This window comes from Nonomuraea sp. NPDC003709 (genome assembly GCF_040610775.1).
In the GTDB taxonomy this organism is placed as follows: domain Bacteria; phylum Actinomycetota; class Actinomycetes; order Streptosporangiales; family Streptosporangiaceae; genus Nonomuraea; species Nonomuraea angiospora_A.
Genome location: NZ_JBEXMW010000020.1, coordinates 237,195 through 261,293, shown reverse-complemented (window position 1 = coordinate 261,293; position 24,099 = coordinate 237,195). Strand labels below are relative to the sequence as shown.

Here is a 24,099-nt window from a genome sequence, read left to right as displayed (position 1 = left end):
AGCGGGTTGAGGATGATGTCGACCGGCGTGCCGTCCTCCAGGAACGGCATGTCCTCGACGGGCAGGATCTTGGAGATGACGCCCTTGTTGCCGTGCCGGCCGGCCAGCTTGTCGCCGTCGGTGATCTTGCGCTTCTGGGCCACGTAGACGCGGACCAGCTCGTTCACACCGGGAGGCAGCTCGTCGCCCTCCTCGCGGGAGAACACCCGGACGCCGATGACCTTGCCCTGCTCGCCGTGCGGCACCTTCAGCGAGGTGTCGCGGACTTCGCGGGCCTTCTCACCGAAGATCGCGCGCAGCAGCCGCTCCTCCGGCGTCAGCTCGGTCTCACCCTTGGGCGTGACCTTGCCGACCAGGATGTCACCGGGGACGACCTCGGCGCCGATGCGGATGATGCCGCGCTCGTCGAGGTCGGCCAGGACCTCCTCGGAGACGTTCGGGATGTCCCGGGTGATCTCCTCGGGGCCCAGCTTGGTGTCGCGGGCGTCGACCTCGTGCTCCTCGATGTGGATCGAGGAGAGCACGTCGTCCTGCACCAGTCGCTGGGACAGGATGATCGCGTCTTCGTAGTTGTGGCCCTCCCACGGCATGAACGCCACCAGGAGGTTCTTGCCCAGCGCCATCTCGCCCTGGTCGGTGCAGGGACCGTCGGCGATGACCTGGTTGACCTCGACCCGGTCGCCCTCGGCGACGATGGGCTTCTGGTTGAACGAGGTGCCCTGGTTGGAGCGCTTGAACTTGGCGACACGGTAGGTGGTGCGCGTGCCGTCGTCGTTCATGACGGTGATGTAGTCGGCGGAGACCTCCTCGACCACACCGGCCTTCTCGGCGTTGATGACGTCGCCGGCGTCGGTCGCGGCACGGTATTCCATGCCGGTGCCGACCAGCGGCGACTCGCTCTTCAGCAGCGGCACGGACTGCCTCTGCATGTTGGAGCCCATGAGCGCGCGGTTGGCGTCGTCATGCTCGAGGAAGGGGATCATCGCGGTGGCCACCGACACCATCTGGCGCGGCGACACGTCGATGTAGTCGACCTCCTCGGCCCGCATGAGCTCGGTCTCACCGCCCTTGGTGCGGACCAGGACGCGAGGCTCGGCGAACGAGCCGTCGGCGTTGAGCACCGTGTTGGCCTGCGCCTTGACGTAGCGGTCTTCCTCGTCGGCCGTGAGGTAGTCGACCTGCTCGGTGACCTTGCCGTCGACGACCTTGCGGTAAGGCGTCTCGACGAACCCGAAGGCGTTGATCCGGCCGTAGGAGGCCAGCGAGCCGATGAGGCCGATGTTCGGGCCTTCAGGGGTCTCGATCGGACACATCCGGCCGTAGTGGGACGGGTGCACGTCACGGACCTCGAAGCCGGCCCGCTCACGGGACAGACCACCGGGACCCAGCGCGGACAGACGCCGCTTGTGCGTCAGGCCGGCCAGCGGGTTGGTCTGGTCCATGAACTGCGACAGCTGCGAGGTGCCGAAGAACTCCTTGATCGACGCCACGACCGGGCGGATGTTGATCAGGGTCTGCGGCGTGATCGCCTCGACGTCCTGCGTGGTCATACGCTCGCGAACGACGCGCTCCATACGGGCCAGGCCCAGGCGGACCTGGTTCTGGATGAGCTCGCCGACACTGCGCAGACGACGGTTGCCGAAGTGGTCGATGTCGTCGACCTCGACGATGATCTCGCGGTCGTTGGCACCCGGCATCGACTCCTCGCCCGCGTGCAGGCGGACGATGTACTCGATCGTGGCGACGATGTCGTCCTCGGTCAGGGTGCCCTGCGAGATCTCCGAGTCGACCCCGAGCTTCTTGTTGATCTTGTAACGACCGACCTTGGCCAGGTCGTACCGCTTGGGGTTGAAATAGAGGTTCTCCAGCAGGGTCTGCGCCGACTCCTTGGTCGGCGGCTCACCCGGCCGCAGCTTGCGGTAGATGTCCAGCAGCGCGTCATCCTGGCCGGCCGTGTGGTCCTTCTCCAGGGTGGCCCGCATGGACTCGTACTGGCCGAACTTCTCGAGGATCTGCTCGCTGGTCCAGCCCAGCGCCTTGAGCAGCACCGTGACGGCCTGCTTGCGCTTGCGGTCGATGCGCACACCGACGCTGTCGCGCTTGTCGATCTCGAACTCCAGCCAGGCACCCCGCGACGGGATGACCTTGCAGCCGAACAGGTCCTTGTCGGACGTCTTGTCGACATTGCGTTCGAAGTAGACGCCGGGCGAACGGACCAGCTGCGAGACCACGACACGCTCGGTGCCGTTGATGATGAACGTGCCCTTCGGCGTCATGAGCGGGAAATCGCCCATGAACACCGTCTGGCTCTTGATCTCACCGGTGGTGTTATTGATGAACTCCGCCGTCACGAACATCGGGGCGGAGAAGGTCATGTCCTTGTCTTTGCACTCATCTACTGAGTACTTCGGCGGCTCGAATCGGTGGTCGCGGAACGACAAGGACATGGTCCCCGAGAAGTCCTCGATCGGACTGATCTCTTCGAAGATCTCTTCGAGGCCCGACTGAGTCGGGACGTCCTTGCGCCCGGCCTGGCGAGCCGCCTCTACCCGGGCCTTCCACTTCTCGTTTCCGAGCAGCCAGTCGAACGACTCGGTCTGCAGAGCGAGAAGGTCAGGAACTTCGAGGGGCTCCTGGATGCGCGCGAATGACACGCGACGGGGACCAGCGGGTACGGCGGAGGCGTTGCGCGAGGCTGCCAACAGATGTCCTTCCGAGGGCTCGCGGCGGACTGACTACACGCACGCCAGACAACCTCGCAACGTGAGCAAGCGGAGCGGGTCGTCAAAGGGCAGCGCAAAGGGGCAGTGTAGCCGAACGGCACACGCCTGTCCACTTCGCTCTCGCTTCATGCTCCACGTTGGTCGCAGCATCGCCCGTTCAGGCGGAAACGTCAAGCCCACAAGCCCGACTTTTAGCCGACTAGGGGCCCGGACGCTGGGTTTTCTCCCCTGTGTGACCGGGCGCCTACCGCCAGGCCCAAGACGATACCCGCGAACGGGGGCGGTTAACGCTCCGTCACACCGGGGGCCGAACCCATGCCGACAACCGGTGTAGCTGTGACGGAGATACCCGCTCCAATGGCTTCGCTAAACCTGATTTTTGGTAACAATTGAACGAAGCGGCGCGCCGTGGGCGTCAGGCGGTCCCCAGCAGGGTCGACAGGTCGGCCACCAGCCAGCGTGATCCTTGCCGGACCATGACGAACCTGGCGCGGTTCTGGGTGAACTCTTGCTGTGGCGCAGCCTCGCCCGGAACGTTCTTGACCATACCCGTGTTCACGAACAGCAGAACCTCTACGCGATCGGGCGCCGCCCGCTCCACCGCCGCCCCCGCCACGGCCACCGTCTGCACGATCTTCTGCGCCTTGGCCCTGGACACCAGGGACGTGGTCAGCTCCTTGTAGTGCTTGGTCAACTCCCCGGTCGTGTGCGTCCCCGCCCGGGCCAGATCCTCCTCCACCGTCCGGTAGTCGTAGGAGAGCAGATCGGGCGCCACCTCCTTGGCCGCCGCCATCGCCTGCGTCCCGGCCGCGTCGGCCGCCCGCAGGTCGCGCAGGTTGAACCACATCGTGGGCACCAGCACCCCGGCCACCACCACGAGGATCCCCAGCAGCACGATCGTGACCGTCCTCACCTGGCCCTCCACCACCTCATGCCACCTGCACCGCCTTGGACACCAGCCAGGCGCCGCCGACCTTGGCCAGCTCCATCGACCAGCGGTAGTACCGCTCCTGCGGCGGGCTCTTGGAGCCGTCCCAGCGGATCTCCACGTCGGCCACGACCAGCACCTTGGCCGTGGTGCCGGCCAAGGAGGCCAGCCCCGTGGCACGCAGCACGCCGTGCTGGATGACCTTGTTCTGGACCGTGGTGGACTTGAGCTTGGCGGCGCTGGCCTCGTACTCCGCCCTGGCCGGCCCGGTCGAGGTGTCGAGGATGCGCCTGATGTCGGCGTCGACGGTCTTGTAGTCGAGCGAGATCAGGTTCTTCGCGTGGGTCCCCGCCGCCAGGAGCGCCGCCTGCTTGTCGCCTGCCCTGCCCTGCTCCTCGCGCGCCTGCGCGGCGATCCACACGCCCAGGCCGACCAGCACCGCGAGCACTCCGCTGAGCGCGGCGATCAGGATGCGGGCGGGCCGGGCGGCAAGTCCTGCCACGTCACTCACCCCTTCCCCAGCCGGTCGCCGGATCATAACCCCCGGCGCCGCACTGGAGCCCCTGAACCAACCGAGACGGTAGAGGACGTGGCGCGAATCGGGCAACGAGCCCGGATCTCCCCGATATGCCCCCAGGCGGCCCTGAGTTGCCCGCTGACGGCCTGGCACCGCCGTACCTGACAGGAAAGTCAGGGGGTCACTGAACGCCGTGGAGGTAGGCGTTCACGAGGCGGGGATACTCCTCCAGCCAGTTACGCCCGCGTTCGTCGACGAACGACCCCTGCGGCGGGATCACGCCGTTGGCCGCCAGCCACGTCCCCGGCGGCTGCTGCGAACGACGGATCCGGTTGCCGGTCGGCATGAGCTGCGGCGGGATCGGCGGCAGCACGCCAGGGTCGAGCCCCATCTGGGCTTCGGCCTCCAGCTCGGAGAGGTCCTTCTCCTCCGACATGCCGATGGGGCCGTGCCTCCTGGCGTTGAGGAACTGCCGCACCACCGGCTCGTCGCTCGACAGCAGCATCTCGCGCGGGCCGAACATGACCAGCTCGCGCCTGAACAGCATCCCGATGCTGTCGGGGACCGTACGGGCGGTGTTGATGTCGTGCGTCACGATCAGGAACGTCGCCTCGATCTCGGCGTTGAGGTCGACGATGGTCTGGTTGAGCAGCGCGGTGCGGACCGGGTCGAGGCCGGAGTCGGGCTCGTCGAACAGGATGATCTCCGGGTCCAGCACCAGCGCCCTGGCCAGCCCCGCGCGCTTGCGCATGCCGCCGGAGATCTCCCCGGGCAGCTTGGACTCCGCGCCGACCAGGCCGACCAGCTCCACCTTCTCCATCACGATCTGGCGGATCTGCGACTCGGTCTTCTTGGTGTGCTCGCGCAGCGGGAAGGCGATGTTGTCGTAGAGGTTGAGCGAGCCGAACAGCGCCCCGTCCTGGAAGAGCACCCCGAACAGCCGGCGCAGCTCGTAGAGCTTGTTCTCGTTGCAGTTGGCCAGGTCGTAGCCGTCGATCCAGATGTGGCCGCGATCGGGCCGCAGCAGGCCCACCAGCGTCTTGAGGAAGACCGACTTCCCGGTGCCCGAGGGGCCGAGCAGGACGGAGATCTCGCCCGCGGGGAGCGTGAGCGAGACGTCCTCCCAGATGACCTGCCGGCCGAACGACTTGGTCAGCCCGTCGACCACGACCTCGACTCCCACCGGACACCTTCCGATCGCAGGCAGTATTCAGGGGCCTCTCAACCGTAACGGCGGCCGACCGAATTGGAACCCGTTCCAATAACTTGTTACGGCGCGGTTATGAGCCCTCCGGACCGGCGAGCGCCTGCAGGCCGGGCCGCAGCAGCCGGGCGATCTCCTCCTGCGGCACCCCGCGCAGCTCGTCGAGGTCGAGCAGCTGATGCCCGACGGTCACGCCGAGCATAATCATCATCATCAGCGCCGCCCGCAGCCTCGCGTCCTCGCCCGGTACGACCTGGGCCAGCCGGTCGATCTGCGCACCCAGCACCTTGCGCGCCGAGACGGCCGCCTCGGGGTGCGTGAGCATGGACCGCATCATGGCCAGCGAGCTCTGCGGCAGCTCGCCCAGCTTCAGGCCGAGCGTGCCGAGCACCTGCTCGACCACCTCGTCGGCGCCCAGCGCGCCGTGCGCGACCGGCGCCACCCGCACGGCCCGCTGGAAGAGCTCCTGCTTGCTGCCGAAGTACTGCATCACGAGGGCGGGATCGACTTCGGCCCGCTTGGCGATGGCCCTGATGGTGGCCCGCTCGAACCCGACCTCGGCGAACAGCGCCCTGGCGGACTCCAGGATCCGCTCCTCGCTCCTGCGCCGCCGCTCGGCCCGCGGAAGCCCCTTCTCGACCACGTCCCGACTCTACATGCGTTGACCGACCTCCCCTAGTCGCTCTACGCTCGTTGAGTCAACGTCTGTTGAGCGAACTGGGAGGGATTCCCCATGTCCATCGAAGAGATCGTCACCGCCTACCACGCGGCCATGCTCCACAAGTCCGCCGACGAACTGGCCGGCCTCTACGCGGAGGACGCGCTGCACGAGTTCCCGTTCGGGGGGCTGGCGCCGTTCAAGGGGAGGGAGGAGATCCGCGCCGGGTACCGGGCGATGTGGGGCGCGATGCCGTTCAAGCCCGACGAGGTACGGCGGGTCTCGCTCCACCAGGCGACCGACCCGGAGGTCGTGCTGGTGGAGCAGGACACGTTCGTCACGGTCGCCGGGCAGTCGATCACCGTCCCGGGCCTGCTCGTGCTCAGGATCAGGAACGGCCTGATCATCCACACCAGGGACTACATGGACACCGGCGCCGTCACCCAGGTCCGCGCCGCCGCCGCGCTCAAGCCTGCGTGAGGTCGAAGACCGTCGTCCCTCCCACGGTGGTGGCGGTGAAGGTCTCCTGCACCCAGGCCGCGATCCGGGCCGCGTCGTCGCTGCCGCCCGTGCTGCGGCCGCCCATCCCCATCCCCATCCCCGTGCCGATGAAGTAATGGATCTTCTTCTCGGCGACGTACTGCTTGAACTGCTCCAGCGTCGGCGCGGGGTCGGTGCCGTTGAAGCCGCCCACCGCCATCACCGGCGCGCCGGCGGCGAGCTGGTAGCCGGCCGCGTTGTTGGAGCCCACCGTCGCCGCCGCCCACGTGTACGCGGAGGCGTCCGTCTTCAGCAGCGCGGTCAGCTCGGCGGCCGGAGCGCCCGCGTTGAGCAGCCCGCCCATGCCGCCCCGCCCCATCCCCCGGCCACCGGGCGGCGCCTGGAACGCCTGCCGGCCGGCTGACGGGCCGTTCCCGGGCATCCGCCGGAACTGCTGGCCGCCGCCACCGAACCCGCCGGGCCCGCCGAAGCCCCTGCCACCCGTGGAGGGCCCCGCCGTCGGAATGGCTCCGGTGTGCGCCGACGAGGCCGTGTCCACCGCGTACGCGGCCGGCCCCGCCAGGGACGCCAGGCAGGCCACCACGGCGACGGCCACCACGACCAGGGCCCGGCGCGCGAACAACATCGCCAGGGCCGCCCCCAGCCCCGCCACCAGCACGACCACGCCCAGCCAGGAGTTCCACTCCGCGCTGCGCGACAGCAGCACGTACGACCACACGGCAGTGCCGGCCGTGATCACCGCCGGCGGCCGGTACGCCCGCCGCTCCCACAGGACGGCCGCCCCCATGCCCACCAGCACCGCGATCGCCGGAGCCAGGGCCACGGTGTAGTACGCGTGGAAGATGCCCTGCATCAGGCTGAAGACCAGCCCGGTCACGATCAGCCAGCTCCCCCAGACCCAGGTGGCGGCCCGGACCGGATCGACCCGCGGCGCCCGCCGGGTGACCCAGGTGACGGCGGCCAGGAGCACCAGCGCCGCCGGAAGCAGCCAGGCGATCTGCCCGCCCGCCTCGGTGTCGAACAGCCGCAGCCACCCGGCCTGCTGGTTCAGGTTGCCCAGCCCGCCGTAGTCACCGCCGTTGAGCCGCCCGATCCCGTTGTAGCCGAGCGCCAGCTCCAGCACGCTGTTGGTCTGGGAACCCCCGATGTACGGCCGCTCGGAGGCCGGCACCAGCGCCACCGCCAGCACCCACCACCCGGCCGAGACCACCATGGCCACACCGGCCAGCGACAACTGCCACATCCGCCGCCAGAACGGCACCGGCGCCGTGACGAGATAAACCAGGGCGAACCCCGGCAACACCAGAAACGCCTGCAACATCTTCGCCAGGAACGCGAACCCGATCGCCGCCCCCGCCAGCACCAGCCACCGCGTGGCCCCGCGTTCCTGCGCCCGCACCACGCAGTACCCGGCCGCCGTCAGCAGCAGCACCAGCAGCGCGTCGGGGTTGTTGAACCTGAACATCAACACGGCCACCGGCGTCAACGCCATCACGGCCCCGGCCAGCAGCCCGGCCCAGACGTTGGTCAACCTGCGCACGGACGCGTACACCAGCGCCACCGTGCCGACGCCCATGAGCGCCTGAGGAATGAGAATGGCCCAGGAATTGAGCCCGAACAGCCGCACGCTGAGCGCCATCGGCCACAAGGAGGCGGGCGTCTTGTCGACGGTTATCGCGTTCGCGGCGTCGGAGGACCCGAAGAAGAACGCCGTCCAGCTCTGACTGCCCGCCTGAACGGCCGCCGAATAGAACGAATTTGCCCATCCGGAGGCGCCGAGACCCCAGATGTAGAGCACTCCGGTGCCTATGAGCAGGGCGGTCAGCGCCCAACGGGACTTCGCTTCGGTAACCACAGCTCGCACGCTAGGCAAGCCGCTTCGCGGCCCGATGAGACGGACATGAGAATCTCCTGAGCGAGGCCGCTCAGGGCACGAAAAAGGGGCGGCGGACATCCGGCACCAGGATGTCCCCGCCCCTTTTCAGCGAACAGAAACCGTCTTACTTGACGGTCACGGTGGCGCCGGCGCCCTCGAGGGCAGCCTTGGCCTTCTCCGCCTGCTCCTTGTTGACCTTGCCGTCGAAGACGGCCTTGGGAGCGCCGTCCACCAGGTCCTTGGCCTCCTTGAGGCCCAGGGACGTGAGGGCGCGGATCTCCTTGATGACCTGGATCTTCTTGTCGCCGGCAGCCTCGAGGATGACGTCGAACTCGTCCTGCTCCTCAACGGCCGGGGCCTCGGCGCCACCCGCGGGGGCGGCGGCGGCAACGGCGACGGGGGCGGCGGCCTTGACGTCGAAGACCTCTTCGAACTGCTTCACGAACTCGGACAGCTCGAGGAGGGTCATCTCCTTGAACGCGTCGAGCAGCTCGTCGGTGCTGAGCTTCGCCATGATGCTTTTTCCTTACGTTCGGGACTTGCTGAAACTAGAAACGGGACCGCGGGTCTTGCGGCAACCCCCGTGTTACTCGCCCGCCTCGTCGCGCTTCGCGCGCAGGGCGTCGGCCAGCTGAGCCATCTGCGTGGGGAGCGCGGCGAACACAGCAGCGGCAGCGCTCTGCTTCGCCTTGAGCGCGCCAGCAAGCTTCGCGAGGAGGACCTCGCGGGACTCGAGGTCGGCGAGCTTGGTGATCTCGGTGGCGTCGAGCGTCTTGCCCTCGAGGACACCGCCCTTGATCACCAGAAGGGGATTGGCCTTGGCGAAGTCACGCAGACCCTTGGCGGCCTCGACAACGTCGCCGTTGACGAAGGCGATCGCGGTCGGACCGGCGAGCAGGTCATCGAGACCCGAGAATCCGGCCTGGTTGGCCGCAATCTTGGTCAGGGTGTTCTTCGCCACGGCGAACTTCGCATTCTCACCGAGAGACTTACGCAGCTCCTTGAGCTGCGCGACGGTGAGACCGCGGTACTCGGTCAGAACGGCGGCAGCGCTGCCTTCGAACTCACTCTTGAGCTCGGCAACCGCTGTCGCCTTATCCGCCCTCGCCATGGGCCTCCTTCCAGATGTGCCGCCGGCGAAGGCCCTGAAAATGAGAACAGCCCCGGGCGCAGGGCGCACACGGGGCTCACGCACATGGGTCACACCATGTGGGAAACTCGCATCACACCTGCGCGGGCCGTCCACAAGATGTGGATCCTTCGGTCGCCAGGCATTGAGGCACCTGACGACGACCGGCGGTCTTCGGCAACGACCAGAGTACGTCCTGGCCGCCGAGTTTCCAAATCGTTCTCAGTTGGTCGTGCCCTTGGGCATCTCCCCGACCTGGTCAGCGGGCGGGGCCTCGATGGTCACCGGCTCGTTGAAGCCCTTGAAGAGCAGGGTGGCGTCGAGCGTGGCGCCTTCCTTGGAGCCGTTCAGCGCGAGCTTGCGCGGCAGGCCGTCGGAGCCCACCCAGATGTCGAACTTGACGTCCTTGAGCTCCGCCAGGTTCGTACGCGCCTGCTCCTGCTGGTCGGCGGGCAGCAGCTGCACGGCCGCGTCCACCGGGAAGGTGCCGCTGTAGTGCGTGGTGTCCGTGCCGTTGACGCTCTCGTTGCCGGCCGACTTCACGTCCTGCGAAGCCGTGACGAGCTTGGTCACGTTGCCCAGGTCGAACTGCTGGATCTTGCTCAGGTAGTCGTTCACCTGCGAGGAGTCGCCCATCTCGCTGAGCGATACCTTGATCCACGGCTTGGTCGCGCCCACGAGGTCCTTGAGCGCCTCCACCTTGACGTAGACGGTGTCGCCCTGCAGCACGGCGCGCACGCCGCCCGGCAGGCTCTTCCCGCCCATGTCGACGGTGTCCAGGGTGAGGTCCACGGCGAGCTGGGGCTTGCTCTGGTAGAGCATGCGCCCCTGCACCTTGCCCGAGCCCTCCTGCGGGTGCGTGACGTTCACCACGGCGTCGACCGTGTAGCTGCTGACCTCGGAGGTCTTCTGCGCGGCCTGCGCGAGCACCTCAGAGGCGGCCAGGTTGACCTGGATGGGCTGGGCGTTCGATCCACAACCGGCGACCGCCGCCACGACGAGCGCGGCACCGGCCGCAGTGAGTCCTATCGTGCGCTTCAGCATGTCTTGACCCTACTTTTAAGTGGCATCGCCGTTGCGACTTCCCCTCATAAATAAGGGAAAACCCAGGGTTATCCCCCACACCCCTCACACATTCCCTGCACAACTCGACTCAGCCCAGGCCCACCTGCCTGAAGACCTCGTGCGAGCCACCCCAGCCCGGCGCCGCGAGGCGGAACGCCACCACACCGCGATCACGGCCCTGCCCACCGCCCGAGCGGCCCCATCCACCGCCCGAGCGCGACCGACAGCGCTGCACACGCCCGCCCCAAAGCCACCGGCAAGCCGCATCGAAGCGCCCGGCCCCGCCCGGGTCCCCGGGTGCGGGGGGCCGTCGTGCGGGCGGACCGTGGGTGGCGGCCATCGTGCGGGTGGGCTGTGGTGCGGGCGGCCGTGGCGCGGGCGACCGACGTGCGAGCGGCCGACGTGCGAGCGGCCGTCGTGGCACAGGGCGCGTGAATCCGGGCGCCCGTCCCGCGCCACTCGGAGGCGATCCCCGTACGGCGGGGCGGTGGCCACGGCCCACCGCGGGAAAACGGCCCTCCGCGAGAAACCACGGCCGGCCGGAGGAAAAAGAAAGAGCCCCGCCCGAAACCGGGCGAGGCTCGATCAGAAAAACGCTTACGCGTCGAGCTCAGCGGTGAGGCCGCGCGTGACGTTCGGGTCGACCGGGACGCCGGGGCCCATGGTCGTGGAGAACGTGACCTTCTTCAGGTAGCGCCCCTTGGCCGCGGACGGCTTGAGACGCAGCACCTCGTCAAGGGCGGCGGCGTAGTTCTCGATGAGCTGGCGCTCGCCGAACGACGTCTTGCCGATGATGAAGTGGAGGTTGGCCTGGCGGTCGGTGCGGAACTCGATCTTGCCGCCCTTGATCTCCGTGACGGCCTTGGCGACGTCGGGCGTCACCGTGCCGGTCTTGGGGTTGGGCATGAGACCGCGCGGACCGAGCACGCGGCCCAGGCGACCCACCTTGCCCATCATGTCGGGCGTGGCCACCACGGCGTCGAACTCGTTGAGCCGGTTGCCCTTGGAGATCTCGTCGATCAGCTCGTCGGCGCCGACGATGTCGGCACCCACCTCGCGGGCCGCCTCGGCACGGTCACCGGTCGCGAAGACCAGGACCCGGGCGGTCTTGCCGGTGCCGTGCGGGAGGTTGACCGTGCCGCGCACGATCTGGTCGGCCTTACGAGGGTCGACGCCCAGCCGCAGCGCGACCTCAACGGTGGCGTCGAACTTGGTGGTCGAGGTCTCCTTGGCCAGCTTCGCTGCCTCGATGGGCGTGTAGAGCTTGTCGCGGTCGACCTTGCCTGCCGCGTCCTTGTGCGCCTTGCTGCGCTTCATTGCTAACTCCTAGTGGTACGCGGGCCCGAGGGCCCTCCCACAACGTCTGGAAAGGGTGTTACTCGGCGACGGTGATGCCCATCGACCGGGCGGTGCCGGCGATGATCTTCTCGGCCGCCTCGATGTCGTTGGCGTTGAGGTCGGGCATCTTCGTCTCGGCGATGCTGCGCAGCTGCTCGCGGCTGAGCTTGCCCACCTTGTCGCGGTGCGGGACCGCGCTGCCCTTGTCGAGACCCAGGGCCTTCTTGATCAGCTCAGGCGCCGGCGGCGTCTTCGTGATGAAGGTGAAGCTGCGGTCTTCGAAAATGGTGATCTCAACGGGGATGATGTTGCCCCGCTGGGACTCCGTCGCAGCGTTGTACTGCTTGACGAAGTCCATGATGTTCACACCGTGGGGACCGAGCGCGGTACCCACCGGCGGCGCCGGGGTGGCCTGTCCAGCGGGGAGCTGGACCTTCACCAGAGCGGCGATTTTCTTCTTCGGAGGCATTTGTCCTTCTCCGGGTCCTGATTGCGATGCCTGTCAGGGCCAGCGGATTGCAGCCCTGACACGTCGGAGGCCGCCCTCATGATCAGGCGGCCGACCGAACGTCTCAGTGTATGTGATTGTCCTAGATCTTCGAGACCTGGTTGAACGAGAGCTCGACCGGGGTCTCGCGGCCGAAGATCGAGACGAGCACCTTGAGCTTCTGCGACTCGGGGCTGATCTCGCTCACCGAGGCCGGCAGCGTGGCGAACGGGCCGTCCATGACCGTGACGGACTCGCCGATCTCGAACTCGACCGCGGGGCCGGCGCTCGCCTTGGAGGCGGCCTTCTTGGTCTCCTCGGTCGGCTCGGGCGCCAGCAGCTTGGCGACCTCGTCGAGGCTGAGCGGGCTCGGCTTGTTGGACAGGCCGACGAAGCCGGTCACACCGGGCGTGTTACGCACGGCGGCCCAGGACTCGTCGGTCAGCTCCATGCGCACCAGCACATAGCCGGGCAGCACGCGCTCCTTGACCGGCACCTTCTTGCCGCTCTTGAACTCCTGGACGGTGTGCGTCGGCACCTCGACCTGGTAGATGTAGTCCTCCATGTTGAGCGACACGTTGCGGCTCTCGATGTTGGACTTCACGCGATTCTCGTAACCGGCGTAGGAGTGGATGACGTACCACTCACCGGGAAGGCCGCGCAGCGAGCTCTTGAACTCCTCGACGGGATCGACGTCGGGAAGAACCGTCTCGTCCTCGACGTCGGAAGCCTCGGCTGCCTCGTCGCTCTCCGCGACCTCGGCCTCCTCCTGGAGCTCCGCCTCCTCGGCGGACTCCTCAGTGGCCTCTTCCAGCTCGTCGTCCCACTCCTCGCGGGACTCGCCGGCCGGAACTGAAGACTCGGACACGGTGACTCTTCCTCTTTCGTCGTATCGAACTGGCGACTCCGTCAGCTGTCACCGGCGGCGTCTGGATCAGCCGCCGAAGACCTTGAGGACTGCCCATCCCAGGGCGCTGTCGAGCCCGTACACGATCGCCACCATGATCAGGACGAATACCAGAACGACCGTGGTGTAGGTGATGAGATCCTTGCGTGTCGGCCAGATGACCTTGCGGAGCTCGTTGACGACCTGCCGATAGAAAAGGGCAGGCGAAGTGCGCGTCTTCTTTTCGCCACTCGGCTTGTCGGCGGTCTCGCCGCGCGTGTCGATCGCCACAGTCCTCACCTGAATCTGTCGTATCCAACGCAGTTTTGCGGCGCGCTTACACGCCCATTATTGCGCGGACCGCACTCGCAGGGCACGAGGGACTCGAACCCCCAACCGCCGGTTTTGGAGACCGGTGCGCTACCAATTGCGCCAGTGCCCTATGTTGCTAGACCAGACTACCCTGATCGACCCACTGCCTGGACCGAACCGCTCGCCGACATGCGGTGCGGAAGGACCGATCGAAAGCATACGGGTGATTGCCGGGTACGTCGAACCCAATCCCGATCGCCCAGGTCACCGAGCACATGGGACCATGGAGCCATGTCCACCCGACCCCGCGTCTCCGCGAGAATCTCCGCTATTTCCGAGTCCGCCACGCTCGCCGTGGACGCCAAGGCCAAGGCGATGAAGGCGGCAGGGCGGCCCGTCATCGGCTTCGGCGCGGGCGAGCCCGACTTCCCGACGCCCGGCTACATCGTCGAGGCGGCGATCCAGGCCGCCCGCGAGCCGCGCTTCCACAAGTACACGCCGGCGGGCGGCCTGCCCGAGCTCAAGCAGGCCATCGCCGACAAGACCCGGCGCGACTCCGGCTACGCGGTCGAGGCCTCGCAGGTGCTGGTCACCAACGGCGGCAAGCAGGCGGTCTACGAGGCGTTCGCGACGCTGCTCGACCCGGGCGACGAGGTCCTGGTCGTGGCGCCCTACTGGACCACCTATCCCGAGGCGATCAAGCTGGCCGGCGGCGTGCAGGTCGACGTCGTAACCGACGAGTCCACCGGCTACCTGGCGAGCGTCGAGCAGCTGGAGGCCGCGCGCACCGAGCGGACCAAGGTCCTGCTGTTCGTCTCGCCGTGCAACCCGACGGGCGCGGTCTACTCCCGCGAGCAGACGGAGGCGATCGGCCGCTGGGCGGCCGAGCACGGCCTGTGGGTCGTCACGGACGAGATCTACGAGCACCTCGTGTACGGCGGCGCCGAGTTCACCAGCATCGCCACGGCCGTCCCCGAGCTCGGCGACCGGGTCGTGATCCTCAACGGCGTGGCCAAGACCTACGCGATGACCGGCTGGCGCGTGGGCTGGCTGATCGGCCCCTCCGACGTCGTCAAGGCGGCCACCAACCTGCAGTCCCACGCCACCTCCAACGTCGCCAACGTGTCCCAGGTGGCCGCGCTGGCCGCGGTGTCCGGCGACCTGTCGGCGGTGGCGGAGATGCGCACGGCGTTCGACCGGCGCCGCCAGACGATGGTCCGGATGCTCAACGAGATCCCGGGCGTGTTCTGCCCGGAACCGAAGGGGGCGTTCTACGCGTACCCGTCGGTCAAGGAGCTGATCGGCAAGGAGTTGCGCGGCCGTCGGCCGCAGTCGTCCGGCGAGCTGGCCGAGCTGATCCTGGAGGAGGCCGAGGTGGCGGTGGTGCCGGGTGAGGCGTTCGGCACGCCGGGCTACTTCCGCCTGTCGTACGCGCTGGGCGACGACGACCTGGTCGAGGGCGTCAGCCGGGTGGCCAAGCTGCTGTCAGAGGCGCACTAGTCGTTCAGGGTGCCTGGTCCAGGGCAACGCCGGCGGCGACGTGCCTGATCTGGGCGGCCAGGCCGGGCGTCGCGGCGACGTAGACCGCGGTGCCCGGCCGCTGCAGCCACATGAAGTTGCGCACGCCGGTGCGCGTGTTCCAGCGCAGCGCCGGCATGCCCCGGTACGCCGTCAGCGACGACCCGGCGACCAGCGTGACGAACTCCTCGGCGGTCCGCGCCCCGCACACGACGCCGACGTACATCTGCTCGTCCTCGCGCCGCCAGATCACGCCCTTGGCCTCCAGCGGGCGGGTGAGCGAGCCCAGGCGGCCGAACGAGCCCGCCCTGGTCATCCCCTCGGGCATGGCGGGCAGCCCCACCTTGGTCTGGCCGCAGGCCAGCCAGACGCCCTGGTGCGGGGCATGCGCGGAGGACGGCGGCGAGGCGATCGCCTCGGGCGCGGGCACGTCGTCCGCCCCGCACCCGCTCAGCGCGAACATGAGGAGCACCGCTGCCAGACGCCGCATCGACCCCCCAAGAACGCATGGAAAAGGCTCTTAGTCTCCTACAGGACTCTTGACTGAGGCAGCAATTGCCACCAGTTCGCCACCGAGGGAATCGCTGACCCGGATCCACGCCCCCGTGCCCGCGCGCTCCATCCAGATGATCATCCGACCGCCGTTCGGATGCCTGCCGACCACGGCGGGCCTGCCGCGCACGGTGACGGGGCGGGCGTCGAGCAGGGCGGCCTTCCTGGTGTAGCTCACCCAGTCGGCGGCGGGCTCGACCTGGGCCTCCACGAACCGCTGGGCCGAGCCGAACCTGGCCCACGACCCCTTCGGCTTGACGGGTCCCCCGCCGCTGCGCTCCAGCCCCGCGGGGAGGTAGGTGAGCCAGAGATCGTCGGAGACCACCGCGAGGGTGGCCTCGGCGACGGAGGCCCCGACCATGACAGGGCCCTCCACAGGGGCCGGGCGCGGACGCCCGAACCCCGAGGAGAAGAGCGCGTAGATGATCAGAGATGTCGCCGCGAAGGCCAGCGCCGTGAGCGTCGCGCGGCCTCCCTGCCCGATGCCGGCAGGCCCCTCAGGGATCATGCAAGGTTGATCCCCCATTCGGCCTCATCCGTACCGCGGGTTCAGCCGGTCGCGCGGATGCCTTCCGCGATCTTCTTCGCCTCGGTCGGGCCGTCCACGTCCTTGGCGTAGTCGGGGCTGAAGCACACCTCGACCACGAGCCCGTCGCGCAGCTTCCAGGCGATCGTGAGCGTGCCCTCCGACACGACCTCGCCGCCCTCACCGAGCGTCGCCAGGCGCGCCTTCGTGCCGCCGATGTCCACGGTCTCGGCGCCGGCCTTGGGGAAGCGGGCCATGGCGCTCTTGGCGGCCTCTCCCTCGAACACGATCACCTGTACGGAGTAGTGCCCAGGCTCGTTGCCCGGCTTGTCATAAGTGGTGGTGAAACTGTGCTTGCCGAACCCGTCCTTGCCCGACCACTTGCCCCATTCGAGCCCTTCCGGCAGGTAATCCAGGCGGATGCCGCCGAACTCCCGCCCGTCGCCCAGATCGCCCAGGTCCTGCGGCATCGTGACAGGCGGCGGCTCCAGGGTGAGCTCGACATGGCTGCCGGGCGCGACCTGCGCCCCGGCCGCGGGCTTCTGGGCGATCACCCGGTTGTTCCGCACTTCCTCCGCCGCCATGTCGGCCAGCAGCCCGGCTGCGCGCAGGAGGGGCACCGCCTCGGTGACGGGCTTGCCCGTCACGTCCGGCACGGTCACGTCGTTCCGCACCACGGCCCGGTCCTGACCGGTCGCGGCCTCCCCTCCGGCGGGTTCCCCGGAGTTCAGCGCCACGGGCACGGCCACCGCTACCGCCGCCGTGACGAGCGCCGCGCCCGCCACGCGAAAGCGGAGCACGCGCGAGCGGTTGCCGCGCCGTACGGACCTGCCCAGGTCCGGCGGGGCCTGCACGTCGGAGACGTGCGCCCGCATGGCGTCCGCGAGGTCGTCCTCGATCCTCATCTGGTCACTTCCTTTGCGACAGTCATGTTTTCGCGGATCCTGGCGAGCCCCCGCGCCGCCTGGCTCTTCACGGTCCCGACCGAGCAGCCCAGCAGGGCCGCGGTGTTCCCTTCCGACTGGTCCTCCCAGTAGCGCAGGACGAGCACGGCCCGCATCTTCGGCGGCAGCCTGCGCAGCTCCCTGATGAGCGCGTGGCGCAGGTCGAGGTCGGGAGCGTCGGCGGCGGTCTCGGGCGGCCGGGCGAAGGTGATCTCCTGCACGATCTTGCGCCGCCGCGCCTTGCTGATCGCCGCGTTCACGACGACCTTGCGCGCGTAGGCCTCCGGGTTGTCGCGCCTGATCCGCGGCCAGTGCCGGTAGACCTTCTCCAGCGCGTGCTGCACCAGGTCCTCGGCGTCGTGCTCGGTCGCTCCGCAGACCAGGATCGCGGTGCGCAGCAGCGAGGTGCTCCGGGCGGCCAGGAACTCGTCGAAGGCCGCTTCATCGTCATCTGTCATGAGCGAAGGTCCCCTTTCGCCCTCCCCAACGCGCGAAGCGGTCCCGGGGTTGAGTGGCAAGATATGCAAATGGCAAGGCCCCTGAACACGCTGCCCAAGGCGCATCTACACCTGCATTTCACCGGATCGATGCGGCATTCCACGCTTATCGAGCTGGCCAGGGAGCAGGGGCTGCACCTGCCGGACGCGCTGGAGGACGACTGGCCGCCCAAGCTGCGGGCCACCGACGAGCGCGGGTGGTTCAGGTTCCAGCGGCTGTACGACATCGCCAGGTCCGTGCTGACCCGTTCCGAGCACGTCTACCGGCTGCTGCGCGAGACGGCCGAGGACGAGGCGGCGGCCGGGTCCCGGTGGCTGGAGATCCAGGTGGACCCGTCGGGGTACGCGCAGCGGTTCGGCGGGCTGACGGCGACGCTGGAGCTGACGCTGGACGCGGCGCGCCTGGCGGCCGAGCACGCGGGGATCGGGATCGCGGTGGTCGTGGCGGCCAACAGGACCCGCCACCCGCTCGACGCGAACACGCTGGCCCGGCTCGCCACCCAGTACGCCGGCAAGGGCGTGGTGGGGTTCGGGCTGTCCAACGACGAGCGGCGGGGCGAGGCGAGGGACTTCGAGCGGGCGTTCAGGATCGCCAAGCGGGGCGGGCTGCTGTCCGTGCCGCACGGGGGCGAGCTGCTGGGCCCGCGCAGCGTGGCGCAGTGCGTGGACGACCTGGACGCGGACCGGGTCGGGCACGGGGTGCGGGCGGCGGAGGACGAGCGGCTCATGCACCGGCTGGCCGACCGGCAGATCTGCTGCGAGGTCTGCCCCACCTCCAACGTGGGGCTGGGGGTGGCCGAGCGGGCCGCCGACGTGCCGCTGCGGCGGCTGTTCGACGCGGGCGTGCCGATCGCCCTGGGGTCCGACGACCCGCTGCTGTTCGGCGCGCGGCTGCTGAGCCAGTACGAGCTGGCCAGGGACGTCTACGGCTTCAGCGACGCGGAGCTGGCCGAGCTGGCCCGCCAGTCCGTACGCTCCTCCGCGGCCCCCGAGCCGGTGCGCAAGGAGCTGCTGGCGGGCGTGGACGAGTGGCTGACGGGCTCACCCGAGTGACGTGGCGACGCGGACGGCCTCTTCCTCGGCCTTGATGCCTTCCAGGCGGTAGTTCAGGGCGTCCTGCTGCCAGATGAGGGTGGGGCCCGCCTGGCGCAGAGGGATCTCGGTGCCGTCCAGGCGGCTGAGGTAGCCGAGGGGGTGCGCCCCCGGGACCCACCAGGCCTGGTACGGCCCGACCTTGGTGTAGTCGGGCCAGGGCGGGCCGAGCTTCTTGAAGAGCACCGGGTCCAGGCCGCCGTCGAACTGGTCGAGCCGGACCCCGCCCGGCCAGAACATCGACACGACCCGGCCCCTGTCGGACACCGTGGTGCGCTCGGGCTCCCCCAGCGCCTTCGGCGTCCTGACCTGGAACTTAACCTCGGCCTTCAGGCCGTCCCGGTCCACGGGGTGCTCGTACGGCAGGGGCGTGACGCTGGTGACGGCCTTGGGCGGCGTGTCGCCGATCCGGAGCTCGATCCCGGCGAACCGCAGGATCCGTACCACCGCCGCCCGCCCCTGGGGGGTCGCGGCCGTGATCGCGATGACGACGAGGACGACGGCCGTGACGACCTTCCACCTCGCGCGCCGGCGGCGCACCGGGGAGTGCGGCCGGACGGGGCCGCTGACGGGGCCGTGGGCCGGATCGGGCACCTCACCGCGCGAAGCCTCGTCCGGAGCCTCCAGGCGGGCGCGTACGGCCGCGGCGACGTCGGCGGGCGGCGGGACGGGGACGTCGAGGAGGTCGCCGAGCGCCAGGAGTTCGGCCTCCAGGTCGTCGAAAGGCTCACGCGAGCTCATTGCCCACCTCCTCCCTCAGCCGGGCCAGCCCCCGATGCGTGCTGGACTTGACGGTGCCCACGGGCCAGTCGAGCACCTGCGCCGTCTCCGCCTCGGTCAGCTGTAAGAAGTACCGGCAGACGACGGCCTGGCGTTCCCGCTCGGGCAGCCGGCGTACCGCCTCCAGCAGCCGCGAGCGCCGGTCGCCGGCCACTGCGGTGCCCTCGGGATCGTCGGGCGCGGCCACGGACGCCGTGGCGCTCAACCGTAAGGCCAGCTCGGAGCGGCGCCCCCGCGACCGGGTCAGGTTGTGGGTCTCGTTGGCCACGATCCGCAGCAGCCAGGGGCGGAACGGCGAGTTCCTGCGGAAGCCCGGCAGATGCCGGAACGCCTTGACGAACGCCTCCTGCACCACGTCCTCGGCCTCGTCCCCCGCCCCCAGCATGAAAGCGGTACGGTGGGCGAGCGCGCTGTAGCGGGCGACCAGCACCTCATAGGCGGCTTGGTCACCGGCGAGCGAGCGCTCGATCGCCTCGTCGTCGTTCATGGCGAGTCAGATTCCACCCCATTCGAGGTGCCCCGGGGAAGGGTCTTTCGCGTATCGGGTGAACGTCACCAGTGATCGGGGCATTAGACTCGGGCAATCCATGAGCCCCCCCGAGAAGGAACGGGACTATGTCTGGGTATGACCGTGTAGTGCAACCGGCGGCCGGTGACGAGGCCCTGGAGAACCACCTAGGTGGGGACGAGGCCAAGAACTATCGGCAGTACGAGCTGGACATGGTCGCCCCGCATGTCGGCCGTTCGATGCTGGAGATCGGCTCCGGCCTCGGCCACTTCGCCGAGGCGTTCCTGCCGCGGCTCGACAGGCTGGTCGTGAGCGACTTCGACCCCTACTGCGTCGAGCAGCTGGAAAAGCGGTTCGCGGGCCGCGACGACATCGACGTCCTGCAGTTCGGGCTGCCGACGAACATCCCGCTCGAGGACAAGGTCGACACCGTCGTCATGATGAACGTCCTGGAGCACATCGAGGACGACGCCGAGGCGCTGCGCTCGCTGGCCCGGGTCACGCTGCCGGGCGGGCGGATCATCATCTGGGTCCCCGGCTACATGCAGCTCTACGGAGACTTCGACCGCAAGGTGGGCCACGTCCAGCGCTACACGCCCAAGACGCTCGGCGCGACGGTCGCCAAGGCGGGCCTGGACATCGAGATGCTCAAGCCGATCAACTTCCTGGGTGGCATCGCCTGGTGGGCCGCCGTGCGCCGGGGCGGCGTCGGCTACCCCGACCCGCGCCTGGTCAAGATCTACGACCGTACGGTGGTCCCGACGACCCGCTTCATCGAGCGGTTCATCAGGCCACCGTTCGGCCAGACGGTCTTCTGCGTGGCACGGGTGCCCCAGCCCAAGGCGTAGGCGCTACTTGATCGACCCGGCCGTGAGGCCGCCCACCACCTTCCGCTCGATCAGCGCGAAGAGGATGATCACGGGGATGGTGGCGATCACCGACCCGGCGAACAGGTTCTGCCAGTCCACCTGGTACTGACCGATGAACGAGTTGAGCGCCACCGTGAGCGGCTGGTTCTCCGGCGTCGTGGTCAGGGTCAGGGCGACTACGAACTCGTTCCAGGCGGCGATGAAGGTGAAGATCAGCGCCGTGATCACGCCGGGCAGGGCCAGCGGTAGCGTGATCCTGAACAGCGCCCCGAAGCGCCCGTTCCCGTCGATGAACGCCGCCTCCTCCAGCTCGCGCGGGATCGAGGCGAAGTACGCGTTCAGGATCCACACCGCGAACGCCAGGTTGAACCCGCCGTTCACGAGGATCAGCGACCAGATCGAGTCCACCAGCCCGAACTGGAAGAACTCGCGGTAGATGCCGACCAGCATGGCCGTGGGCTGGAACATCTGGGTGATCAGCACGAGGATCAGGAAGGCCGTGCGCCCCCTGAAGTCGTGCCGGGCCGAGTAGTACGCGGCCGGCAGCGCCACCAGGAGCACCAGCACGGTCGAGCCGCCCGCGACCTTGAGTGTCACCCACAGGTTGCCGGCCAGGCCGCTGGCCCAGAAGTTGGCGAGGTTCGACCACACCCACTCCTTCGGCCAGAAAGACACCTCGCGCAGCGACTCCTGGGAGCGCAGCGAGGTGAGCAGCATCACCACGTACGGGAACAGGAAGACGAACGCGACGACGTACGCGGCGGCCGCGACGAGCACGGTCTTGAGCTTCGGCATGCTGCGCCGCGCCGACGGCCTGACGTGCTGCCGCGGCCGGGTGGCCTGCGACGGCAGGGTCTTGATCGCCATCACGCCACCTCCTTGTTCCAGCGGGAGACCTTGAGGAAGATCGCGGTCAGGATGATCACCATGCCGAAGTTGACGACGGACATGGCCGCCGACTCGCCGATGTTCGAGCCCTTGAGGATGAACATGAGGATCGTCGAGGTGGCCGTGGAGTAGCCGGGCTGGCCGTGCGTCATGGCCCAGATGATCGGGAAGCTGTTGAAGACGTTCATGACGTTGATGAGCGCGGCCACGGTGAGCGCGGGCCGCAGCAGCGGCAGCGTGATCGACCAGTACGTCCGGAACCGGGTGGCTCCGTCCATCTTGGCCGCCTCATAGACGTCGGCGGGGATCGTCGCCAGCCCGGCCAGCAGCGCGTACGTGGTGAACGGCACCGACACGAAGACGGCCACGAACACCAGCCACGGCATCGCGGTGGCGGCGTCGCCGAGCTGGTCGGCCGAGGCCCCGCCCATCGCGTCGATCAGCCCCAGCTTCAGCCGGATCTGGTTGATCACGCCGACCTCGGGGTCGAGCATCCACTTGAAGATGATCGCCGTCATCAGCACCGACGCGGCCCACGGCGCGATCAGCGCCCACCGGGCCGCCTTGCGCAGCGGGAAGTTCTGGTTGAACAGCTGGGCGAGGGCCAGCGAGATCAGCACGGTGAGCGCGACGACCGCGACCACCCAGATCACGCTGCGGAGCATGATGTCGGCGAAGTCCTTCTCGCCGAACAGCTTCTCGTAGTTCGCGAAGCCGTTGCCCCCCTGAACCACCCCGAACCGGCTGATCTTGAGGAACGACGACCTGATCATCTCGATCACGGGCCAGAGCACGACCAGCGCGATCAGCACCACGGCGGGCCCTACCCACGCGAGGGGCTCCAGGGCGCGCATCCTTCTCATGAGAAACCTTCCAAGACGGTGCGGCCGGCACCGGTGAGAGCGCCGGCCGCACGGGCCCCCGACGTATCAGCCGGCCGCTTCGGCGGTCTTCTGCAGCTCGCCGAGGACCTTGGCCGGGTCGTCCTTGACGGCCCCGCCGATGGTCTGCTTGATCGCCGGGTTCACCTCGGCCCACTTGGGGTCCTGGAAGGGGTAGAAGCTGGCGTTGGGCAGCGCGTCGAGGAACGGCTTGAGCTTCTCGTCGCCCGACAGCTTCTGGATGCCGCCGTTGGTGACGGGCAGCAGCTTGTACGTGTCCGAGATCTTCTGGGCGGCGCTGCCGGTGTAGAAGAAGTCGAAGAACTTCTTGATCTCGGCGCCGTGGCCGTTCTTGTTGAACGCCATGATCCAGTCCATGACGCCGAGCGTGGTGTCGAGCGGGCCGCTCTTGCCGGGGATCGGCGCGACGCCGTAGTTCTTCAGCCCGGCCGCGTCGAAGATCGGGATGGACATGGGGCCGCCGTTGACCATGCCGACCTTGCCCGCGCCGAAGTCCTCCCAGACCGTCTTACGGTCCTTGGTGCCCGGGTTGGGGGTGGTCAGGCCCGCGTCGACCAGGCCCTTCATGTACGTGAACGTCTCGACGTTCTGCGGCGAGTTGATCGCCCACTTGCCGGAGGCGTCCTTGTAGCCGCCGCCGTTGCCCAGCATCCACAGGAACGACTCGCCCTGGGCCTCCTCCTGGCCGAGCGGCAGGCCGAACGGCTGCGTGACGCCGGCCTTCTTCAGCTTCTCGGCGTCGGCCTTCAGCTCGTCCCAGGTCTTCGGCGGCTCGGCGATGCCGGCCTTCTGGAACAGGTCCTTGTTGTAGAACAGCGCCCGCGCGGAGGAGACGAACGGGATGCCGTACGCGGTGCCGTCGACCTTGCCGAACTCGGCGAACTTCTGCAGCATGTCGCCCGAGACGTTCGGCGACAGCACCTCGTCCACCTTGTAGAGCAGCCCGTCCTTGACGAAGCCGGAGTAGTCGCCGGTCTGCAGGATGTCGGGCACCTGGCCGTTCTGCACCATGGTGGCGACCTGCTTGTCGATGTCGTTCCAGTTGATGACCTGGACGTCGACCTTGATGTTCGGGTTGGCCGCCTGGAACTCGTCCACGACGCCCTTCCAGAACGTCTCGCCCGAGTTCGGCTTGCCGGGGCCGTCGCCGTAGTCGGCGGCGACCATCTTCAGGGTGACCGGTCCGCCGCCCGACGCCTGCGTGTTGCCTCCGCCACCGCCGGAACCGCCGGAGCCGCAGCTGGACAGGACCAGCATCGTGGCAAGGCCGAGAGCGGCGCCGCCCACAAGCTTCATGTTCACTGGAGATACCGCCTTCTCGTCGGACGGGTGCTGGTCCGTACCAGCCAACGGACCCCGTCCTGGGGGATGGGGCACGCGAGCGTACAGCTCGACGCGT

The 24,099-nt window shown here is 68.5% G+C and carries 26 protein-coding genes and 1 tRNA gene; 4 read left to right on the top strand and 23 right to left on the bottom strand.

Annotated elements, in window-relative coordinates:
- The 5 genes from rpoB to ABZX61_RS46370 form a co-directional block, all read right to left on the bottom strand.
- Positions 1-2,702 (bottom strand): DNA-directed RNA polymerase subunit beta (rpoB, locus tag ABZX61_RS46390; protein ID WP_355204545.1); only part of this gene is annotated, 2,702 nt, incomplete at its 3' end.
- 436 nt (positions 2,703-3,138) lie between these two features.
- Positions 3,139-3,636, bottom strand: coding sequence for a hypothetical protein (locus ABZX61_RS46385; RefSeq protein ID WP_355204543.1), 498 nt, complete (start codon positions 3,634-3,636; stop codon positions 3,139-3,141).
- 16 nt (positions 3,637-3,652) lie between these two features.
- Positions 3,653-4,153, bottom strand: coding sequence for a hypothetical protein (locus ABZX61_RS46380; RefSeq protein WP_355204541.1), 501 nt, complete (start codon positions 4,151-4,153; stop codon positions 3,653-3,655).
- Between the two features lie 196 nt (positions 4,154-4,349).
- Positions 4,350-5,351, bottom strand: a complete 1,002-nt coding sequence (locus ABZX61_RS46375; protein WP_355204539.1) for an ABC transporter ATP-binding protein — start codon at positions 5,349-5,351, stop codon at positions 4,350-4,352.
- A gap of 97 nt (positions 5,352-5,448) precedes the next feature.
- On the bottom strand, positions 5,449-6,015 hold the full coding sequence (locus ABZX61_RS46370; protein WP_350733425.1) for a TetR family transcriptional regulator: 567 nt from the start codon (positions 6,013-6,015) through the stop codon (positions 5,449-5,451).
- Positions 6,016-6,105: 90 nt separating this feature from the next.
- On the opposite strand from ABZX61_RS46370, the gene ABZX61_RS46365 reads away from it, so the two are divergent.
- Complete coding sequence (locus ABZX61_RS46365) at positions 6,106-6,510, top strand: nuclear transport factor 2 family protein (RefSeq protein WP_355204536.1); 405 nt, start codon at positions 6,106-6,108, stop codon at positions 6,508-6,510.
- On the opposite strand, the gene ABZX61_RS46360 is transcribed toward ABZX61_RS46365, so the two are convergent.
- The 9 genes from ABZX61_RS46360 to ABZX61_RS46320 all read right to left on the bottom strand — a co-directional run bounded on the left by ABZX61_RS46360 (position 6,497) and on the right by ABZX61_RS46320 (position 13,754).
- Positions 6,497-8,386, bottom strand: coding sequence for a glycosyltransferase family 39 protein (locus tag ABZX61_RS46360; RefSeq protein WP_355204534.1), 1,890 nt, complete (start codon positions 8,384-8,386; stop codon positions 6,497-6,499). The two genes, ABZX61_RS46365 and ABZX61_RS46360, sit on opposite strands and share 14 nt — an antisense overlap.
- 145 nt (positions 8,387-8,531) lie before the next feature.
- The gene (gene rplL, locus ABZX61_RS46355; protein ID WP_350733420.1) at positions 8,532-8,921 is read right to left on the bottom strand and encodes a 50S ribosomal protein L7/L12; all 390 of its coding nucleotides are present in this window, start codon (positions 8,919-8,921) and stop codon (positions 8,532-8,534) included.
- 72 nt (positions 8,922-8,993) lie between these two features.
- Positions 8,994-9,518 carry a 50S ribosomal protein L10 gene (gene rplJ, locus ABZX61_RS46350; RefSeq protein ID WP_350733418.1) on the bottom strand — a complete coding sequence of 175 codons (525 nt, stop codon included), beginning with the start codon at positions 9,516-9,518 and terminating at the stop codon, positions 8,994-8,996.
- Between the two features lie 240 nt (positions 9,519-9,758).
- Positions 9,759-10,580, bottom strand: coding sequence for an LppX_LprAFG lipoprotein (locus tag ABZX61_RS46345; RefSeq protein ID WP_355204529.1), 822 nt, complete (start codon positions 10,578-10,580; stop codon positions 9,759-9,761).
- Positions 10,581-11,198: 618 nt separating this feature from the next.
- Positions 11,199-11,918 (bottom strand): 50S ribosomal protein L1, encoded by a 720-nt coding sequence (rplA, locus tag ABZX61_RS46340; protein WP_350733415.1) that lies wholly within the window; start codon positions 11,916-11,918, stop codon positions 11,199-11,201.
- Between the two features lie 58 nt (positions 11,919-11,976).
- Entirely contained in the window at positions 11,977-12,408 is a 432-nt protein-coding gene (gene rplK / locus ABZX61_RS46335) for a 50S ribosomal protein L11 (RefSeq protein WP_138719455.1), read from the bottom strand.
- Between the two features lie 121 nt (positions 12,409-12,529).
- On the bottom strand, positions 12,530-13,294 hold the full coding sequence (gene nusG, locus ABZX61_RS46330) for a transcription termination/antitermination protein NusG (protein WP_350733413.1): 765 nt from the start codon (positions 13,292-13,294) through the stop codon (positions 12,530-12,532).
- Between the two features lie 66 nt (positions 13,295-13,360).
- The gene (gene secE / locus ABZX61_RS46325) at positions 13,361-13,603 is read right to left on the bottom strand and encodes a preprotein translocase subunit SecE (RefSeq protein WP_355204525.1); all 243 of its coding nucleotides are present in this window, start codon (positions 13,601-13,603) and stop codon (positions 13,361-13,363) included.
- A gap of 78 nt (positions 13,604-13,681) precedes the next feature.
- Positions 13,682-13,754: transfer RNA gene (locus ABZX61_RS46320), tRNA-Trp, on the bottom strand.
- Positions 13,755-13,915: 161 nt separating this feature from the next.
- On the opposite strand from ABZX61_RS46320, the gene ABZX61_RS46315 reads away from it, so the two are divergent.
- Positions 13,916-15,124, top strand: coding sequence for a pyridoxal phosphate-dependent aminotransferase (locus tag ABZX61_RS46315; RefSeq protein ID WP_350733411.1), 1,209 nt, complete (start codon positions 13,916-13,918; stop codon positions 15,122-15,124).
- A gap of 4 nt (positions 15,125-15,128) precedes the next feature.
- Here ABZX61_RS46315 and ABZX61_RS46310 read toward each other — a convergent pair whose 3' ends face one another.
- The 4 genes from ABZX61_RS46310 to ABZX61_RS46295 are packed head-to-tail and all read right to left on the bottom strand — an operon-like array spanning position 15,129 to position 17,622.
- Positions 15,129-15,632 (bottom strand): hypothetical protein, encoded by a 504-nt coding sequence (locus ABZX61_RS46310; RefSeq protein ID WP_350733410.1) that lies wholly within the window; start codon positions 15,630-15,632, stop codon positions 15,129-15,131.
- Between the two features lie 30 nt (positions 15,633-15,662).
- On the bottom strand, positions 15,663-16,202 hold the full coding sequence (locus ABZX61_RS46305) for a hypothetical protein (protein WP_350733409.1): 540 nt from the start codon (positions 16,200-16,202) through the stop codon (positions 15,663-15,665).
- Positions 16,203-16,243: 41 nt separating this feature from the next.
- Positions 16,244-17,125, bottom strand: coding sequence for a PASTA domain-containing protein (locus ABZX61_RS46300; RefSeq protein ID WP_355204521.1), 882 nt, complete (start codon positions 17,123-17,125; stop codon positions 16,244-16,246).
- The gene (locus tag ABZX61_RS46295) at positions 17,122-17,622 is read right to left on the bottom strand and encodes a SigE family RNA polymerase sigma factor (RefSeq protein WP_350733406.1); all 501 of its coding nucleotides are present in this window, start codon (positions 17,620-17,622) and stop codon (positions 17,122-17,124) included. The genes ABZX61_RS46300 and ABZX61_RS46295 overlap by 4 nt, the downstream gene beginning before the upstream one ends.
- A 69-nt stretch (positions 17,623-17,691) precedes the next feature.
- On the opposite strand from ABZX61_RS46295, the gene ABZX61_RS46290 reads away from it, so the two are divergent.
- The gene (locus ABZX61_RS46290; protein WP_355204518.1) at positions 17,692-18,714 is read left to right on the top strand and encodes an adenosine deaminase; all 1,023 of its coding nucleotides are present in this window, start codon (positions 17,692-17,694) and stop codon (positions 18,712-18,714) included.
- Here ABZX61_RS46290 and ABZX61_RS46285 read toward each other — a convergent pair.
- Positions 18,703-19,494, bottom strand: coding sequence for a hypothetical protein (locus ABZX61_RS46285; protein ID WP_355204515.1), 792 nt, complete (start codon positions 19,492-19,494; stop codon positions 18,703-18,705). The genes ABZX61_RS46290 and ABZX61_RS46285 overlap by 12 nt on opposite strands.
- Positions 19,481-20,020 (bottom strand): RNA polymerase sigma factor, encoded by a 540-nt coding sequence (locus ABZX61_RS46280; protein WP_355204512.1) that lies wholly within the window; start codon positions 20,018-20,020, stop codon positions 19,481-19,483. Before ABZX61_RS46280 ends, ABZX61_RS46285 begins: the two co-directional genes overlap by 14 nt.
- A 128-nt stretch (positions 20,021-20,148) precedes the next feature.
- On the opposite strand from ABZX61_RS46280, the gene ABZX61_RS46275 reads away from it, so the two are divergent.
- Complete coding sequence (locus ABZX61_RS46275; protein ID WP_355204509.1) at positions 20,149-20,889, top strand: methyltransferase domain-containing protein; 741 nt, start codon at positions 20,149-20,151, stop codon at positions 20,887-20,889.
- Between the two features lie 3 nt (positions 20,890-20,892).
- Here ABZX61_RS46275 and ABZX61_RS46270 read toward each other — a convergent pair whose 3' ends face one another.
- The 3 genes from ABZX61_RS46270 to ABZX61_RS46260 all read right to left on the bottom strand — a co-directional run bounded on the left by ABZX61_RS46270 (position 20,893) and on the right by ABZX61_RS46260 (position 23,996).
- On the bottom strand, positions 20,893-21,777 hold the full coding sequence (locus ABZX61_RS46270; RefSeq protein ID WP_355204507.1) for a carbohydrate ABC transporter permease: 885 nt from the start codon (positions 21,775-21,777) through the stop codon (positions 20,893-20,895).
- Complete coding sequence (locus ABZX61_RS46265) at positions 21,777-22,661, bottom strand: sugar ABC transporter permease (protein WP_355204504.1); 885 nt, start codon at positions 22,659-22,661, stop codon at positions 21,777-21,779. Before ABZX61_RS46265 ends, ABZX61_RS46270 begins: the two co-directional genes overlap by 1 nt.
- A gap of 66 nt (positions 22,662-22,727) precedes the next feature.
- On the bottom strand, positions 22,728-23,996 hold the full coding sequence (locus ABZX61_RS46260) for an extracellular solute-binding protein (protein ID WP_350733392.1): 1,269 nt from the start codon (positions 23,994-23,996) through the stop codon (positions 22,728-22,730).
- Positions 23,997-24,099 lie beyond the last annotated feature (103 nt).

Excerpts from the sequence above, each read along its gene's own strand:
- ABZX61_RS46345 (WP_355204529.1), bottom strand. The coding sequence starts at position 10,580 with ATGCTGAAGCGCACGATAGGACTCACTGCGGCCGGTGCCGCGCTCGTC.
- ABZX61_RS46275 (WP_355204509.1), top strand. The coding sequence starts at position 20,149 with ATGTCTGGGTATGACCGTGTAGTGCAACCGGCGGCCGGTGACGAGGCC.
- ABZX61_RS46290 (WP_355204518.1), top strand. The coding sequence starts at position 17,692 with ATGGCAAGGCCCCTGAACACGCTGCCCAAGGCGCATCTACACCTGCAT.
- rplA (WP_350733415.1), bottom strand. The coding sequence starts at position 11,918 with ATGAAGCGCAGCAAGGCGCACAAGGACGCGGCAGGCAAGGTCGACCGC.
- rplL (WP_350733420.1), bottom strand. The coding sequence starts at position 8,921 with ATGGCGAAGCTCAGCACCGACGAGCTGCTCGACGCGTTCAAGGAGATG.
- ABZX61_RS46265 (WP_355204504.1), bottom strand. The coding sequence starts at position 22,661 with ATGAGAAGGATGCGCGCCCTGGAGCCCCTCGCGTGGGTAGGGCCCGCC.
- ABZX61_RS46310 (WP_350733410.1), bottom strand. The coding sequence starts at position 15,632 with ATGCGGCGTCTGGCAGCGGTGCTCCTCATGTTCGCGCTGAGCGGGTGC.
- ABZX61_RS46285 (WP_355204515.1), bottom strand. The coding sequence starts at position 19,494 with ATGAGCTCGCGTGAGCCTTTCGACGACCTGGAGGCCGAACTCCTGGCG.
- ABZX61_RS46280 (WP_355204512.1), bottom strand. The coding sequence starts at position 20,020 with ATGAACGACGACGAGGCGATCGAGCGCTCGCTCGCCGGTGACCAAGCC.
- ABZX61_RS46295 (WP_350733406.1), bottom strand. The coding sequence starts at position 17,622 with ATGACAGATGACGATGAAGCGGCCTTCGACGAGTTCCTGGCCGCCCGG.
- ABZX61_RS46305 (WP_350733409.1), bottom strand. The coding sequence starts at position 16,202 with ATGATCCCTGAGGGGCCTGCCGGCATCGGGCAGGGAGGCCGCGCGACG.
- ABZX61_RS46300 (WP_355204521.1), bottom strand. The coding sequence starts at position 17,125 with ATGAGGATCGAGGACGACCTCGCGGACGCCATGCGGGCGCACGTCTCC.
- ABZX61_RS46315 (WP_350733411.1), top strand. The coding sequence starts at position 13,916 with ATGTCCACCCGACCCCGCGTCTCCGCGAGAATCTCCGCTATTTCCGAG.
- ABZX61_RS46365 (WP_355204536.1), top strand. The coding sequence starts at position 6,106 with ATGTCCATCGAAGAGATCGTCACCGCCTACCACGCGGCCATGCTCCAC.
- rplJ (WP_350733418.1), bottom strand. The coding sequence starts at position 9,518 with ATGGCGAGGGCGGATAAGGCGACAGCGGTTGCCGAGCTCAAGAGTGAG.
- ABZX61_RS46270 (WP_355204507.1), bottom strand. The coding sequence starts at position 21,777 with ATGGCGATCAAGACCCTGCCGTCGCAGGCCACCCGGCCGCGGCAGCAC.
- rplK (WP_138719455.1), bottom strand. The coding sequence starts at position 12,408 with ATGCCTCCGAAGAAGAAAATCGCCGCTCTGGTGAAGGTCCAGCTCCCC.
- ABZX61_RS46260 (WP_350733392.1), bottom strand. The coding sequence starts at position 23,996 with ATGAAGCTTGTGGGCGGCGCCGCTCTCGGCCTTGCCACGATGCTGGTC.